Annotated in this window: 12 protein-coding genes; 8 read left to right on the forward strand and 4 right to left on the reverse strand. The window is 69.2% G+C overall.

Annotated features, from left to right (window positions below; genetic code table 11):
• The first annotated feature begins 71 nt into the window (after window positions 1–71).
• The 4 genes from ABN028_RS06710 (at window position 72) to ABN028_RS06725 (ending at window position 3,823) form a co-directional block, all read left to right on the forward strand.
• Window positions 72–617 carry a hypothetical protein gene (locus ABN028_RS06710; RefSeq protein ID WP_349695990.1) on the forward strand — a complete coding sequence of 182 codons (546 nt, stop codon included), beginning with the start codon at window positions 72–74 and terminating at the stop codon, window positions 615–617.
• Entirely contained in the window at window positions 614–1,264 is a 651-nt protein-coding gene (locus ABN028_RS06715; protein WP_349329166.1) for a GNAT family N-acetyltransferase, read from the forward strand. The genes ABN028_RS06710 and ABN028_RS06715 overlap by 4 nt, the downstream gene beginning before the upstream one ends.
• Window positions 1,265–1,347: 83 nt before the next feature.
• Complete coding sequence (locus ABN028_RS06720; protein WP_349695991.1) at window positions 1,348–1,947, forward strand: hypothetical protein; 600 nt, start codon at window positions 1,348–1,350, stop codon at window positions 1,945–1,947.
• A 259-nt stretch (window positions 1,948–2,206) separates the two neighbouring features.
• Window positions 2,207–3,823, forward strand: a complete 1,617-nt coding sequence (locus tag ABN028_RS06725; RefSeq protein ID WP_349695992.1) for an ABC transporter substrate-binding protein — start codon at window positions 2,207–2,209, stop codon at window positions 3,821–3,823.
• Window positions 3,824–4,231: 408 nt separating this feature from the next.
• Here the strand turns inward: ABN028_RS06725 and ABN028_RS06730 are convergent, their stop codons facing one another.
• On the reverse strand, window positions 4,232–4,462 hold the full coding sequence (locus ABN028_RS06730; RefSeq protein WP_349329169.1) for a hypothetical protein: 231 nt from the start codon (window positions 4,460–4,462) through the stop codon (window positions 4,232–4,234).
• A gap of 234 nt (window positions 4,463–4,696) precedes the next feature.
• Between ABN028_RS06730 and ABN028_RS06735 the strand changes: the two genes are divergently transcribed.
• A complete protein-coding gene (locus ABN028_RS06735) occupies window positions 4,697–7,375 on the forward strand; it encodes a bifunctional acetate--CoA ligase family protein/GNAT family N-acetyltransferase (RefSeq protein WP_349695993.1) in 2,679 nt (892 codons plus the stop codon).
• 157 nt (window positions 7,376–7,532) lie between these two features.
• On the opposite strand, the gene ABN028_RS06740 is transcribed toward ABN028_RS06735, so the two are convergent.
• Together ABN028_RS06740 and ABN028_RS06745 are read right to left on the reverse strand one after the other, a co-directional pair.
• Window positions 7,533–8,528: a Gfo/Idh/MocA family protein gene (locus ABN028_RS06740; protein WP_349329171.1), complete on the reverse strand. Its 996-nt coding sequence runs from the start codon at window positions 8,526–8,528 to the stop codon at window positions 7,533–7,535.
• Between the two features lie 105 nt (window positions 8,529–8,633).
• Window positions 8,634–9,635, reverse strand: coding sequence for a Gfo/Idh/MocA family protein (locus ABN028_RS06745; protein WP_349695994.1), 1,002 nt, complete (start codon window positions 9,633–9,635; stop codon window positions 8,634–8,636).
• Between the two features lie 474 nt (window positions 9,636–10,109).
• Between ABN028_RS06745 and uvrA the strand changes: the two genes are divergently transcribed.
• The 3 genes from uvrA to ABN028_RS06760 all read left to right on the forward strand — a co-directional run bounded on the left by uvrA (window position 10,110) and on the right by ABN028_RS06760 (window position 15,117).
• Window positions 10,110–13,322: an excinuclease ABC subunit UvrA gene (gene uvrA, locus ABN028_RS06750; protein ID WP_349695995.1), complete on the forward strand. Its 3,213-nt coding sequence runs from the start codon at window positions 10,110–10,112 to the stop codon at window positions 13,320–13,322.
• 11 nt (window positions 13,323–13,333) lie between these two features.
• Window positions 13,334–13,975 (forward strand): nitroreductase family protein, encoded by a 642-nt coding sequence (locus ABN028_RS06755; RefSeq protein ID WP_349695996.1) that lies wholly within the window; start codon window positions 13,334–13,336, stop codon window positions 13,973–13,975.
• Window positions 13,976–14,145: 170 nt separating this feature from the next.
• Complete coding sequence (locus tag ABN028_RS06760; RefSeq protein WP_349695997.1) at window positions 14,146–15,117, forward strand: NAD(P)/FAD-dependent oxidoreductase; 972 nt, start codon at window positions 14,146–14,148, stop codon at window positions 15,115–15,117.
• 35 nt (window positions 15,118–15,152) lie between these two features.
• On the opposite strand, the gene ABN028_RS06765 is transcribed toward ABN028_RS06760, so the two are convergent.
• Window positions 15,153–16,232, reverse strand: a complete 1,080-nt coding sequence (locus ABN028_RS06765) for a Gfo/Idh/MocA family protein (protein ID WP_349695998.1) — start codon at window positions 16,230–16,232, stop codon at window positions 15,153–15,155.
• Window positions 16,233–16,288: the final 56 nt, after the last annotated feature.

Below are 16,288 nucleotides of genomic sequence, written 5' to 3' on the forward strand. Positions count from 1 at the left end.
CTGAGCCGGCGCGACCCGATCACCAGGGCACCGGCAGGAGCGCCAGGGCCGCCGGGCCGAGGCCGACGTCGGTGAAAGTTGCCGTAGGCAAGGATGAGCCGGACGAACTCGCCGTGCCTGCCGGGCCCTTCCGAGGCGCCCCGAGGAGAGCCGGCGGCTGGTGGAAGGCGGACGCGATGCTGGTGACGTCTCGATCGGCGGCGGAGTACGCCGCGATGTTCGACCTGGCCTCGGAAGAGCTCGCACACGCGACGATCCTCGGCTGTTGCGCGGGTGGATCGAGCTTCGTCGCGGAGACCGGGACCTTCGTGGTCGCCGCCGATCCCGCCTACGCCCAGGACCGCCACGTGTTGGTGGCCGACGCGACGGCAGGACGACTCGACGGCGACCGGATCATCGAGGCGCATGCCGACCGCTTCGAGTGGGGTTGGTACGGCGATCGCGCACATCGTGAACCGGTGGCGTTCCTCCCGGTCCTCCGCGAGCAGTTGCACGCTGGTGGTCACCGGACCGAACTGCGACGGGTGCCCTACCAGTTCCAACGGGGCGCGGACCAGATGCTGGTCATCAGCGTCACGGGAACTGCGGACGACGCGCGCACAGAGGCTGGGCGATGAGCGGACACAGGGTCCGCACGCTGGCGCGGGTCTTCGCCGACGTGGAGGCGGGGAGGCTGCCGCCCGCGGATGGGTCCCTCCACGTCGTTCCTCCGCCGTCGTCACATACCAGCGCGGTCGTGGGGTTCACCGCGCACATCGTCGTGGCCGCCGACGTCGACCCCGACTGGGTGGACTCATTGGTCCCTGCCGGTGACCTGTCGGCGCCGCTCAACCCGCCGTTCCTCTCCGCTCTGTGCGCACGGCTCGACCGCAGGATCAACGCGATCGACATGGTGACCCTGGCGACCCCGCTCGGCGGTGAACCGCCGCTGCCGTTGGAGAGGCTCGATGACGCCGACCATCCGCGCGTACGAAGGGCCCACCGGTACCGCGACGACGTACGCGTGTGGAGCGTCGAGGGCGGTGTCCTCATCCTGGGGCGTGGCCTGGCCGGTCGCTGGGAGGCGGCGTTCGAGGTCGATCCGGCACACCGGGGCCGTGGACTCGGCCGCGCCCTGGCCATGTCGGCACGGCACCTGGTCGGAAGCGACGCCGTAGCCGTGTGGGCGCAGGTGACGCCCGGCAACGCCGCGTCCGTCCGTGCCCTACTGGCCGCGGGCTACCGACCGGTCGGCTCGGAGGCACTGCTGACTCCTGCGCGGTGACCGGGGGATTGGTGACCGGGGGATTGGTGACCGGGACTGGTGACCGGGGGATTGGTGACCGGGACTGGTGACCGGGGATTACGGTGAGTGCCGTGCTGGTCCAGGCCCGGCTCCGGGAGCCGATCGAACGCAGTGAGGTGACGCTGCTGTTCCGCCGCTGGCGGAGGTGCCAGGCAGTGGCCGGGCACCATTACCGTACGGCGGCCGGACGGCTTGCGGTGGACGCCGTCGACGAGGTGGCGGGGTCCGCGATCACCGACGGCGATGCCCGCCAGGCGGGCTATTCCGACGCCGCCGCGCTGGTCGCCGACCTGCGGGGCAGTGCCGACCTCCCGATCTACCGGCTTGCGGTGAGGGCGCTCGCCGGGCCCGATCCGCGAGACGTCCTGGCCGGCAAGTCCACCTTGACGGCGCAGGAACGCCGCGACCTCGACCAGCGACTGGCGAGGCTGGACCGGTTGTCGTCGCACGGACCCTGGACAGCCGCGACCCTGCGGCTGATCGCCGAACGGCCCGGCGTGCGGGCGCCAGACCTCGCGGTCGAGCTGGGTCGGGAGACCCTTCCGTTCAAGACAGACGTACGCAAGCTGAAGAGTCTCGGGCTGACACTCAGCCTGCCCGTCGGTTACCGCCTTTCACCGCGCGGCGAGGCCTACCGCGCTGACGAGTCGGCCTGGCGCTGACGAGTCGGCCTGGCGCTGACGAGTCGGGCTGGCGCTGACGAGTCCGGCAGCCGTGACCCGCTGCCGACGCGGCCGGCGGAGGGGCGCCATGATAGGTCCGACATCATGGAGCTCCGAACCCGGCAATCCGGGCGGCGGCGCGCCTCTCGGGCGCTTTCGTGACAGCGGGGTTGCGTGATGAGCTGTCTTGCGTTTCCCGCCGCTGGCTCCTCGCCGGCCCGGGTACTGTGGTCGCGAACTCCCAGGGAGGCTTGTGTCGATGTCTGGCTCGAGCAGGCGGACTTTCCTCGCGCGCTCGCTGGCGCTGGGGATAGGAGCGTCCTCGCTCGGCTCGTTGGCCGCCTCGTGTACCGATGCCGACGGCACCGGTTCGGAGCAGAAGCCCATCGTGCCCAAGTCGGCCGCCTCGACGAAGCGGTTCAAGGGCCGGATCGTCGTCGCCACCAAGCAGAACCCTTCCGCACAAGCGAGACAGGCGCTGACACGCGCCTATCGACGTCAGCAACCCGGTGTCGAGATCGTGTGGGATACCCGTGACTACACCGATTCCGCTGCCTACACCGCGTGGCTCGACTCGCAGCTGAGCAGCGGTCCGATCCGCCCCGACATCGTCTCCGGGTCGTACGCGCCGGCTTTTCGTCGCTATGTCAACCTCGACGAGTACCGCGCTCAGGTCAATCCGTACACCGGCCATCGCTGGGACGACGACTACGACTTCGAGACCTACCGCGACCTGAACGACCGTGGTGAGCGCACCGAGATCGGCACGGAGACGGCCCATCTGTACTGGTTCTACAACAAGGACCTTCTTGCCGGTGTGGATGCCGAGCCGCCGACCACGTGGGACGAGCTCGTCAGCGTCTGCGCCAAACTCCGAATGGCGGGGCAGCTCCCGATATCGACGAACTTCGCCTCGATCATGCCGGACTGGGTGTCCTCGACCTACTTCGACCAGTTCCACGACGAATGGATCAGTACCGTGCAAGCCCAACCGGGCGACTGGAACTGGGATCCGGAGCTCGACGCGAAGTTCCGCTACCGCAAAGACAACCCGCGCATCCACGCCACCTACACCTACAGCCCACAGCGGTTCTACCGCGGGCTCAAGGACAGGACGCTGCGGTTCGACACGCCTGCGATGGTGGATCTGGTCACGGGCCTCTCACGCGTCTTTCCGCGCTTCGCCTCGGCGGACTTCTTCACCGGCACCGACCACTACCGGCCTTTCCTGCAAGGGCAGGCGGCGATGATGGTGGACGGTTCGTGGTCGCTTCCCACGCTGCAGCGCGACCTCGAGGAACTCACGCCTGAGCGGCTCTCCGAACTCGGCATCGAGCAGGCGTCGGTGCAGCCGTTCGGGTGGGACGTCTTCGAGTTCCCGCCGATGGTGAGTCCGTTGGCACGTCGGAACGTACGACCGACCGAAGGTACCGGCGGCGCTTCGATCTGCGCGGTGGACAAGGATCCTGCGCACACCGAGATGGTGATGGACTTCCTGATGTTCTGGTTGTCCAAGCCGGGCTTCACCGCCTATACGCAGGCGCAGGTCGAGACCGAGGACTTTCGGCCCTCCGGGCCGACCCTGGTCGCTGGTGTGCCGTATCCGAAGGAGATCGAGGACCTGTTCGCCAGGGTGGAGCAGCGGGGGACCGTGGCTCCCGCCTACGGCGGGTTCTGGCTCAACGGTGCGGGGGGAAAGTCCGCCGAGGATCTCCGGAGCCTCTTCCTCGCCCTGCTCCAGGGCGACGTCGAAGGTGAGGCCTACGCCAAACGGGTGCAGCAGTACGTCCAGCGCAACTACTCGGCGCTGTTGCGGCTGGCGCATCTCACGGACGACGACGTGGCCAACCCGTCGCGCCGGCCCGTCGCCGTGTGACGCCGCTGACGCAGGGCCCTTGCTCAGCTCGAGCCTTGCCCCGGACCCGGCCGGCGGCCGCTGGTGACATCGACGAACTCGTCGCGTGGCTCCGGTGCGCACGCAGCGGCCGACCCGGCGTCGGGGCGGGGATTACTCGGTTCCCGCACGCCGCCCTCGGGCGGGCCTCCGGCATCCGGCGGGCCACCACCGTCGCCAGGGCGTGGACGTGAGGGTCGGCCTCGCCTGAGCCGGGACAGGAAGCCGAACCGGCCTCGGCGGGTGGCGCCTGAGTGACCTGAGCGGGGCGACCGCGGCCGCTGCGGCCCGCGGGCTGGGGACATGGACGGAAACTCCCTCCGGTGGCAGGACGCCGGAGAGGCGGTGCTCCTCGACGGTGGGAATCCCGCGGAGGCCGGTGTGCCACAGCTAGCGACGTCCCCGGCGGAGGAGGCCCTTTCGTCCGGCGTACTTCTTGTGTGCGGCCTGGCGGCTGACTCCGAGCGCAGCCGCGATGATCTCCCACGAGCAGCCCTGGTTGCGGGCCCGGCGCACCTGGATCGCCGTCTCGGCCTCGAGCGTCGCGTGTGTGGCGGCGATCTCGGCCAGGGCTTGGAGTGGATCCTGGGCCCTCAGGGTGGCGACGAGTGTCTCGGTCATGACGGAAAGGTAGGGCGGTCGGATCCCGGCTGTCAACTTGCATTGACAGCCGGGTCGGTTGTCAACCTACGTTGACGTGCCCGGACTTGTCAACCTATGTTGCTGCGGCTGTGCTCGGCCGTGTGCGTGCGGCCGCCGTCGCGGGCGTGTGTGCGCCCGCCGCCGTGCTCGGCCCGTGCTGAGGTGCCTTTCCCGGTACGCCGGGATGCCGTGGCCCGGGCTACATTCGTACGCGTGGATGCCACGGGCGGGTTGCCCTACCCGGCGAGCTGGGAGGCCGACGTCGTGCTCCGCGACGGGGGTACGGCGGCACTCCGCCCGATCCGGCCCGACGATGCCGAACGTCTGGTCGCGTTCTACGGGAGGGTCTCGGCCGAGTCGAAGTACTTCCGCTTCTTCGCGCCGTACCCCCGCCTGTCCAAGGCCGACGTCGACCGCTTCACCCACGTCGACCACCGCGACCGGGTGGCGCTCATCCTCACCGTTGCCGACGAGATGATCGCCGTCGCACGTTACGACCGGACCGGGGCCACGACGGCGGAGGCCGCCTTCCTGGTGCAGGACGCCGACCAGGGCCGCGGCGCCGGGAGCGTCCTGCTCGAGCACCTCGCCCAGGCGGCGCGGGAGAACGGCATCGAGAAGTTCACCGCCGAGGTGCTTCCCGACAATCGCCGCATGGCCGTGGTCTTCCGCGAGGCGGGGTATGAGACGGCGGGCGAGATCGAGGACGGCATCGCCGTGTTCGCACTCGAGATCGAGCCGACCGCGATGAGCCTGGAGGTGATGGCCGCGCGGGAACACCGGGCCGAGGCGCGGTCGGTCGAACGCCTGCTCACCCCACGCTCGGTGGCCGTCGTCGGTGCGAGCCGCTCGCGGGACAAGGTGGGCCAGACGTTGGTGCGCAACCTGGTCGTCGGCGGATTCACCGGCCCGGTGTACGCCGTCAACCCGGCGGCCCGCGCGGTGGCCGGTGTTCCGGCGTACGGCAGCGTCCTCGACATCCCGGGTGAGGTCGACCTCGCCGTGGTCGCCGTGCCCGCCGACGCCGTGCGCGACGTCGTGACGGACTGCGCGGCGAAGGGGATCCACGGCCTCATCGTGGTGTCCAGCGGCTTCGCCGAGACCGGACCGGAAGGACGCGACCGCCAGCGGGAGCTGACCCGGTTGGCCCGGGCGCACGGACTCCGGGTGATCGGGCCGAGCGCGCTCGGCATCATCAACTCCGACCCTGACCTCTCGCTCAACGCCACCCTCGCCGGCGTGGTCCCTGGCCGGGGTGGCATCGGGTTCTTCTGCCAGTCCGGCGAGCTGGGCACGGTGATCCTGCAGACTCTCGCCGAGCGTGGACTCGGGTTGTCGACGTTCGTGTCCGCGGGCAACCGCGCCGACGTGTCGGCCAACGACCTGTTGCAGTACTGGATCGACGACCCGTCGACCGACGTCGTACTCCTGTACCTCGAGTCGATCGGCAACCCGCGCAAGTTCGGCAGGATCGCTCGGCAGATGTCGCGAGCCAAGCCGGTCGTCGCCGTACGCTCGGGGCGCTTCACCCAGGGCGTCCCCGTCGGCCACCTCGTACCGCAGACGTCGGTACCCCAGGCCGCCGTCGACGCGATGTTCCGGCAGGCGGGTGTGGTGCTGGTCGACACGTTCGACGAGTTGCTCGACGTCGCACAGCTGCTGGCGTACCAACCGCTGCCCACGGGGCCCGACATCGCGGTGGTGGGCAACTCCGACGCGCTGGGCATGCTCGCGACCGACGCGGCCGCCGGGGCCGGCATGCATGTCGTCCGTCGACTGCCGGCCCTGCGCCCCGACGCGACCGCGGAGGACTTCGAGCAGGCGTTGACCGACGCGGTGGCAGACGACTCCGTCCACTCGGTTGTCGCCGTCTACGTGTCACCCATCGACGTGACCGGTGCCGACGTGGCCGCCGCGATCGGTCGCGTCGCGAGCGGGTGTACGAAGCCGATCGTCGTCACCTTCCTCGGCAGTCAGGGCGTGCCGGAGCCGCTGCGCCGGTACGACGAGCGAGGGAGGGCCGGGCGAGGTTCGGTGCCGTCGTACGCGACCCCGGAAGCCGCGGTGCGTGCGCTCGCCAAGGCCGCCGAGTACGCACGGTGGCGGGCGCGGCCCCAGGGCCGGATCCCGAGGCTCGACGGCATCGACGAGGACGGTGCTCGGCGTGTCGTCGAGAGGGTCCTCGCCGAGTACTCCACGGGTACCGACATCGAGGGAGCGACGCTCGGGGAGCTTCTGCGCTGCTACGGCATCGACCTTTGGCCGGCGTACGACGTAGACTCGGTGGACGCGGCCGTGACAGCCGCCGAGCGCCTCGGCTGGGACGTCGCCCTGAAGGCGACCGCACCGCACCTGCGCCAGCGTCCCGACCTCGCCGACGTGTGGCGCAACATCGACGTCGAGGCCGAGATGCGCGATGCCTGGGAGACGATGGTGGCGAGCTTCGGCGCCCCCGACTCCGCCGGCTTCGTGGTGCAGAAGATGGCGCCGCCCGGGGTGCCGGTGCTCGTCAAGTGTGTCGAGGACCGGCTCTTCGGGCCGATCGTGTCCTTCGGCCTGGCGGGAGTCGCGACCGACCTGCTCGACGACCTGGCGTACCGGATGCCGCCGCTCACCGACGTCGACGCCGCCGAGATGATCCGGGAGGTGCGGGCGGCGCCCCTGCTCTTCGGCCACCGCGGCGGTGAGCACGCCGACGTCGATGCGCTCGCCGACCTGATGCATCGCCTGGCGCGGCTGGCGTACGACATCCCCGAGGTGCTGGCTGCCGAGCTCGGACCGGTGATGGCGGGGGCGTCCGGCGTGGCCGTGCTCGGCGCACGGGTTCAGCTCGTGCCGGTGGAGCCGCAGGCCCGTAGCGACTGGTACGCCCGCCGCCTCACCCGCCCGTGAGGAGTTGACGGTCGTCGTGGACGGGCACGGTGATGGTTCTTGGCGGTGTTGCCTGGTCGGCCAGGCGTGTGGAACCCGGGCAGGCGTCGACGCCTTGCCCGGGTTCCACGAACCTGCCTGGCGTGGTCATATGCGCCAGGATGGTCCGTTCGGGGGCCTACAGGTCGGCGAGGGTGATGATCCGCTTCTCCCGCACGGAGGCGTACGCACCGAGGATCACCTTGAGGACGTGCACGCCCTCCACCTCGGTGTTGATGGGCCTCCGCCCCTCGGTGATGCAGCCGATGAAGTCGGCGATCTCCGCCGAGAACGCCGCGACATCGGGGAACTCGGTCGTCGTCTCCACTCCCTCGACCGTCCGGTGGTGCAGCGTCTTGCCGTCGCTCCAGAGGGTGCCCTTCTCCGCGACGACGGAGAACCGTTCGGTGTTGGACGACGGGATGTACGCCCAACTCGTCACGATCTCACCCACGCTGCCGTCGGCGAAGCGGACGAGTACCCGCGCGGAGTCCTCACCGTCCATCTCCAGCCGGTGCTTGCTCGTCATCGCGACGACCTCGGAGGGCTCCGACGTCGCGAGGTGGAGCAGCAGGTAGGTCGGGTGGTAGCCGGTGTCGATGAGTTCGCCACCGCCCGCCATCTCGAGGTGCCCGCGCCACCCCATGTCGGAGTTCAGGCCGCGGTTGAAGAAGCTGTCGGTGGTCCGCAGTTCGTAGACCTTGCCGAGCGCACCGCTCTGGATCAGCTCCCGCGCCTTGGCGACCGGCGGCATGAAGAGCTGGTTGTGCGCGCACATCAGCGTGATGCCGGTGTCCTGGACGACCTTGGTGATCTTGTCGGCTTCCTCGGTCGTGATACAGAGCGGCTTCTCGCAGAGGACGTGCTTGCCCGCCTCGGCCGCGGCGATGATCGCGTCGGCGTGCAGGTGGTGGGGGAGACAGATGTCGACCGCGTCGACACCGCCGTTCGCGATCAGGTCCTTGTAGTCGGAGAAGATCTTCGCGCCACCGACCTGCTCGGCGCGGGTGCGGGCGTTGTCCTCGGAGACGTCGGCGACCGCGGTCACCTTCGCCTGGTCGGGGATCTCCAGGTAGCCCCGGACATGCGGGTTGGAGATACCGCCGCAGCCGATGAGCCCGACGTTCACGGTCATATGGATGTTCCTCCTTGATGCGTACTGCAGGTGTGAACCAGCACAGGCGGGCGGCGCTGCTCGTGACTCCCGTGACGTGGAACGTGGTGGCGTCGGTGACTTCGTTCAGTCGCCGATGCTGTCGATGCGTACCGGTGCGTCGATGGCGACCGAGTGGTTGGCGGCTTCCATCAGGCGAGTGAGGTCGAGCCCGATCTCGACGTTCGCGGTCGGCTTGGAGCCGTTGCCGATGTGGGTGACCCACTGCTCGAACGCCGACGGCTGGCGCTCCGGGATCGGCAGCTCGACCCAGGACTTGCCGTCGTCGTGGCCCGGGCTGCGGACGAGGAGCTTGTCCTCGGGCGTGCCGTAGAGCAGGCTCCCGAGGGTGCCGTGGATCTCGATCGAGAACGGGGAGTACGTCGTGGCGAAGCCCGCCTCGACGACGGCCAGGGCACCGTCCGGATAGCGCAGCGTCGCGACGGCGTTGTCCTCCACGGCCCGGCCCGTGACGTGGCCGTAGCTGGCGCTGACCGACTCGGGCAGCCTGCCGAGGAAGAGGCGGGCGAGGTACATCGGGTGGCAGCCGAGGTCGATCAGCGCGCCGCCACCACACTGCTCGGGGTCGTAGAAGTGGGCGGGCAGCCAGCCATCGCCGACCGCGCCGCCGTGGGACAGTCGGGTACGGACGACGGCGAGATCGCCCAGGTGACCGGCCTCGAGCACCTCGGTGACCGCCTGCGTGTAGCCGTCGTAGAGCCGTGGCAGGGACAGCATCAGCGTCACGCCGGCCTTGTCGACCTCGGCCAGGATCTCGTTGCACTCCCGGACGGTCAGGGCGAGGACCTTCTCCGTGAAGATGTGCTTGCCGGCACGGGCCGCCGCGCCGATGACCTCGGGGTGGATGTTGGTCGGAGTGTCAATGATCACGCCGTCCACGTCGTCTCGCGCCAGGAGCTCGTGAAGATCGTCGTGGAAGGGGATGCCGAGCTTCTCGGCCTCGGCGCGGCCGCGGTCGGGCTCCTCGTCCCAGGCGGCGGTGAGGGTGGTGTCCGGGTGTTGCTGTGCCTGTCGGGCGTACCCGCCGGCATGGACGTGCCAGAAGCTCAGCATGGCAAGACGAAGCATCGATACCCATTCTGTGGTGGTACGGACCCCCCGGTCGTACGGAACGGATCCGGGGGATCCGGGCGTTCCGGGGAGCGGACTCGTTGTCCATTCTTTCCGGCGTACGGGCTGCTTCGTCCAACCCGGCAGCGTGGAGTCGGCCGGTTATGGCCGCATGTCGGTGGCATGGAGGACACTGGGCTCCCTGATCCAGGACGGCCGACCGGGAGGTTCGACACCCATGCACGGGGAGACGGTGTGGCCCGGCCCGATGCCACGCAAAGATCGTCCTTCGCCGGGACCGATTGTCGGTCGTGCGTTCACCGAGAGAGGCTTGTCGGTGGGCGCGGTTAGCATGTCCGAGCGTGTGGTCATCCCCTGCGGCCCCACCCCTCACCTGATCCTACGGAATCCTGCCTTTTACCGCCCTGACCAGCACAAACGCCAACGACCTCCTATCCACCAGCACCGCCAGCCGAGGACGGAACCGCCGACGTGGCCGACCAGCTCATCATTCGAGGCGCTCGCGAACACAACCTGAAGGACATCTCGCTCGAGCTGCCACGTGACGCGCTCATCGTGTTCACGGGGCTGTCGGGATCCGGCAAGTCGAGTCTCGCATTCGACACGATCTTCGCCGAAGGCCAGCGGCGCTACGTCGAGTCACTTTCGGCGTACGCCCGGCAGTTCCTGGGCCAGATGGACAAGCCCGACGTCGACTTCATCGAGGGCCTCTCGCCGGCGGTGTCGATCGACCAGAAGTCGACGTCGCGCAACCCTCGGTCGACTGTCGGCACGATCACGGAGGTCTACGACTACCTCCGCCTGCTCTATGCCCGGATCGGGCACCCGCACTGCCCGAAGTGCGGCCAGCCCATCGCCCGGCAGACGCCGCAACAGATCGTCGACCGGGTGCTCGAGCTCGAGGAGGGTTCGCGGTTCCAGGTGCTGGCACCGTTGGTGCGGGGGCGCAAGGGCGAGTACCTCGACCTGTTCAGGCAGCTCACCACGCAGGGCTACTCCCGCGCACGGGTCGACGGCACCGTCTATCCCCTTGCCGATGTGCCGAAGCTCGACAAGCAGAAGAAGCACACGGTCGAGGTGGTTGTCGACCGGCTCACCGTGAAGGGTTCGGCGAAACGCCGGCTCACCGACTCGATCGAGACGGCGCTCCACCTGGGCGGGGGACTGGTGACACTCGACTTCGTCGACCTCCCCGAAACCGACCCGCACCGGGAGCGGGTCTGGTCGGAGCACCTGTACTGCCCGGTGGACGACCTGTCGTTCGAGGAGCTCGAGCCACGCTCGTTCTCCTTCAACTCGCCGTACGGCGCCTGCCCGGAGTGCACCGGGCTCGGCACCAAGATGGAGGTCGACCCCGACCTGGTGGTGCCCGACCCGACGAAGTCCCTCGACGAGGGCGCCCTGGCCCCGTGGACCGGCGCGCACATGTCCGACTACTTCGGCCGGCTCGTCGAGGCGCTCGCGACGACGATCGGGTTCCGCACGGACATGGCGTTCGAACGCCTGCCGGCCAAGGCGCGCAAGGCCCTCCTGCACGGATACTCCGACCAGGTCCATGTCGGCTACAAGAACCGCTACGGGCGCGAGCGGTCCTACTACACCACGTACGAAGGCGTGATCCCGTACGTCTCCCGGCGCCATGCCGAGGCCGAGTCCGACTCCAGCCGTGAGCGGTTCGAGGGCTACATGCGCGAGGTGCCCTGCCCGGCCTGCCGGGGTTCCCGGCTCAAGCCGATGTCGCTGGCGGTGACGATCGCCGGCAAGTCGATCGCCGAGGTCTGTGCGCTGCCGATCGGCGACGTGGCGGAGTTCCAGCGGTCCATGGACCTCAGCCCGCGAGAGAAGCAGATCGCCGAACGCGTGGTCAAGGAGATCGGCGAGCGGCTGCGGTTCCTGCTCGACGTCGGGCTCGACTACCTCACCCTCGACCGCCCGTCGGGATCGCTGTCCGGTGGCGAGGCGCAGCGGATCCGGCTGGCCACCCAGATCGGGTCGGGTCTCGTCGGGGTGCTCTACGTCCTCGACGAGCCGTCGATCGGGCTGCACCAGCGCGACAACCACCGGCTGATCGAGACGCTCGTCCGGCTCCGCGACATCGGCAACACCCTCATCGTCGTCGAGCACGACGAGGACACCATCCGGACCGCCGACTGGGTCGTCGACATCGGTCCTGGTGCTGGCGAACACGGCGGACAGGTCGTGCACACCGGGCCGTTGAGCGGCCTACTCAAGCACCCGGACTCGCTGACCGGTGCCTACCTGTCGGGCCGCCGGGAGATCCCGTTGCCGGACATGCGGCGGCCTCGCACGCCCGGACGGACCCTCACCGTGCACAAGGCGTGGGAGCACAACCTGCGCGATGTCACCGTGTCCTTCCCGCTCGGCACCTTCATCGCCGTGACCGGCGTCTCGGGTTCCGGGAAGTCGACGCTGGTCAACGACATTCTCTACACCGCGCTCGCGAAGCAGATCTACGGCGCCCGCGAGGTGCCGGGCCGGCACCAGAAGATCACCGGAACCGAGCACGTCGACAAAGTGATCCACGTCGACCAGTCGCCGATCGGGCGTACCCCGCGGTCCAACGCGGCGACCTACACCGGGGTGTTCGACCACATCCGCCGGTTGTTCGCCGAGACGCCGGAAGCGAAGATCCGCGGCTACCAGCCGGGGCGCTTCTCGTTCAACGTCAAGGGCGGCCGGTGCGAGGCGTGCTCCGGTGACGGCACGATCAAGATCGAGATGAACTTCCTGCCGGACGTCTACGTCCCCTGCGAGGTGTGCCACGGCGCGCGGTACAACCGGGAGACGCTCGAAGTCCACTACAAGGGCAAGACCATCGCCGAGGTCCTCGACATGCCGATCGAGGAGGCATTGGAGTTCTTCGAGGCGATCCCGCCGATCGCGCGGCACCTGCGTACCCTCGTCGACGTCGGGCTGGGATACGTGCGCATGGGCCAGCCCGCGCCGACGCTCTCTGGTGGCGAGGCTCAGCGGGTCAAGCTGGCGTCGGAGCTGCAGAAGCGGTCGACCGGCCGCACGCTGTACGTCCTCGACGAGCCCACGACGGGTCTGCACTTCGAGGACATCCGCAAGCTGCTTGGCGTGCTGGGGCGTCTGGTCGATCAGGGCAACACCGTGATCGTCATCGAGCACAACCTCGATGTGATCAAGACGGCCGACTGGCTGATCGACCTCGGTCCCGAAGGCGGCAACCGCGGTGGCGAGGTGATCTCCGAAGGCGCACCGGAAGACGTCGCGGCCGACGAGGACAGCTACACCGGCCAGTTCCTGCGGCAGGTGCTCCCGGACTATGCGGAGCACTCGAGACGTGCGCTGGCCGCCGCCCGGGAGACCGGTGCCGGTCGGACCACCAAGGCGAAGGTCACCGACCCCAGGAAGGAGCGGCCCAACGCCGGCAAGAAGGCATCGACGCCGACCAGGGCAGCGGGGTCCAGGGCAGCGGGGAGCAAGGCAGCGGGAAGCAAGGGCAAGTCGGCCGGGGCCGGGACCAGGACAGCTACGTCGGAGAACACAGCGAAGAAGGCCCCGGCGAGGAGGACGGCCGCGCAGAAGAGTGCGAAGAAGGCTGCCGTGAACAACACCGCTGGAGGAGCGCCGAAGAAGGCAACCGCCGGCCGTTCGGCTGGTGGCCGCTCGGCGTCGGCACGGCGGAGCGGCCGGTAGGGTCTGCCGGCATGGGCGTGCCTTTCGACACCGCGACAACTGACCGGCTTCTCTCCACCACGCGGGCCGTACGCAAGCGCCTCGACCTTGACCGCCCGGTCGAGCGTGACGTGATCCTCGACTGCATCAGGTTGAGCCAGCAGGCGCCGACCGGCAGCAACAGCCAGGGCTGGCGCTGGGTCATCGTCACCGAGCAGGACAAACGGGCGAGGCTCGCCGAGCTGTACCGCTCCGGCGGAGCGGCCTACATGCGGGCCGCCGCATCGGACGAGGCCGTACCCGTCGACGAACAGCTGGCGCGGGTGCGGGAGTCCGCACGCCACCTGCTCGAGGTCATCGACCGCGTACCGGTCCTGGCGATCCCCTGCATCCATGGCCGGGTCACCGACGTGCGGTATGCCGCCTCGTTTTTCGGTTCCATCCACCCGGCGATCTGGAGCTTCCAACTCGCCCTCCGTTCACGCGGGCTCGGCTCGGTGTGGACCACGTTCCACCTCGCCCACGAGCAGGAGGCGGCGGACCTGCTCGGCATCCCAGCCGACGTCACCCAGGCCGCGATGCTCCCTGTTGCCTACACCCTCGGCACCGACTTCAAGCCGGCGAAGCGCCAGCCGGCCGAGGAGATCACCTTCTGGGAGACCTGGCAGGGCTGAGAAGTCCAGTCGCCGGACGGCGGCGTCGTCGTGGTCGCGTGTCGCGATCGGGTGAGGTGCGCGTTTCCCCCGGACCCGCGGGTCCTCCACGTAGGGTGAAGGCGCGGGACACCGAGTGACGCACGCTCCGACCCGGGCCGTTGCACGTCGGGCCGCGGAGAGTTCTACGCATGATCGAAACGGATCTGCTGATCATCGGCGCCGGGCCCGTGGGGCTGTTCGGCGCCTACTACGCCGGCTTTCGAGGCCTGTCCGTGGCGGTCATGGACTCCCTCCCGGAGCCGGGCGGCCAGGTCACCGCGATGTATCCCGAGAAGCTCATCTACGACGTCGCCGGTCTCCCCGCGGTCAAGGGCCAGGAACTGGTGGACCGACTGGTCGAGCAGGCCGGGCAGTTCGACCCGGCCTACCTCCTCGGGCAGCGTGCCGAGGTGCTCGACCACGGCCCCGAGATCGTCGAAGTGAGCACCGAGCAAGGGCTCGAGGTCGCCGCCAGAGCCGTGCTGATCACCGCCGGGATCGGGACGTTCAGCCCGAAGCGGTTGCCGGTCGGACAGGAGTACGAGGGCCGGGGGTTGCGCTACTTCGTGCCCAAGCTCGCCGAGCTGGCTGACCTGGACGTGCTCATCGTCGGCGGGGGAGACTCGGCGTTCGACTGGGCGATCAGCCTCGAACCGTTGGCCCGGTCGATCACCCTCATCCACCGGCGGACGAAGTTCCGCGCCCACGAACACACCGTCGAGCGGGTACGCACCTCACGCGTACGCCTCCTCACCCCCTGGGAGGTCCGCGACGTCGCCGGGGACGATCGGATCGAGGCCGTGGAGATCGTCAACAACGCCACCCAGGAAAGCGAGCGGATCGAGGTCCAGGCCGTCGTCGCCGCCCTGGGCTTTCTCGCCGACCTCGGGCCGATGAGCCGGTGGGGCCTTGACCAGCGGAAGCGCCACATCGTTGTCGACTCGGCGATGCGGACGAACCTCCCGCGGGTGTTCGCGGCCGGGGACATCGCGGACTACGACGGCAAGGTCAAGTTGATCGCGACGGGATTCGGCGAGGTCGCGACCGCGGTCAACAACGCCGTGCCGCTGATCCGGCCGGGCGCGAAGATCTTCCCCGGCCACTCCAGCGACGCCCACTGAGGCGTCGCTGGAGTGGACCTTGCGCGTGGCACGGGTCAGGAGAGCGTGACCAGCTCGACCTGCCCGGACACCACCGACCGGGCCGCCGCCTCCGAGATCGCGAGGCTCGCCAGGTTGCGGCGCCCCGAGCTCTCCGGCTCGTCCCCGGCGGCGATGGCCCGGGCGAACTCCGCCAGGGCACCGGCCCGGCCTACATACTCCACGCCTGCCAGAGCCACCGGATCAAGGACTTCCACCTGGTCACCGCCGATGACACCAGCGGCACGGGCGGCCCCGGGGAGATGGCGCACGGACAGCACGTCGGCCTCGGTCGCGCCGGCAGGGCCGTCCCGGCCGGTCCAGTAGATCTCGCCCTTCTCGCACTCGAGGTGCCAGTCGCCGGACCAGGTCGTCGGTTCGCCACTGCTCACCCAGCTGCCGCGGTAGCTCACGACCGTCCCACCATCGAAGGTGATCGTGAGCGTCGCCGCCGCCGGGTCGTTGAAGTTGCTCCACGGCGGGTCCGTCACCTGGGCGAACACCTTGACCGGTTCCTGGCCGGTCACCATCCGCATCAGGTCGAAATGATGGATCGCCATGTCATACAGCAGTGGGTGGACGAGCTGATAGTGGCGGTGTGCGCCGACCGGCGCCGCGTTCGCCCACTTCCGGAAGTCCACCCTGACCAGACCGAGTGGGCCGACGTACTCCTTGGCGACCAGCCCGGCGGCCGCGCGTGCGGCGGGATAGAAGCGGTAGTTCTGGCTCACCATCACCGTGCGACCCGCCTCGTCGGCGACGTCCACGATCTGACGGGCTTCCGCGACCGTCGGTGCGAAGGGCTTTTCCACGAGCACATGCTTTCCGGCCCGCAGTGCCTGCACCGCCAGCGGGACATGCGCCGCCACGCTTGCGGTGATCAGGACGGCATCGGCATCGGTGCGTTCGAACGCAGACCGGAGATCGGTGAAGCACCTGTCGGCGCCGAGTTGCAGCTTCGCCCGCGCCGTGGCGAGGTTGGTCTCGTCGGCGTCGACGATCGCCACCCGGTCGACCGTCGGTACCCGGGGTACGGCGTTGCGCGCCCAGTCGCCTCCCCAACCACCGAGTCCTATGTGGATCAGACGTAATGCCACGGGTCGTGTCTCCTCATCGTCGGAACGTCAGGTGCTTCTACGCGGTCGCATCCGCC

Source organism: Actinopolymorpha sp. B17G11, assembly GCF_040196095.1.
Classification (GTDB): Bacteria; Actinomycetota; Actinomycetes; order Propionibacteriales; family Actinopolymorphaceae; genus Thermasporomyces.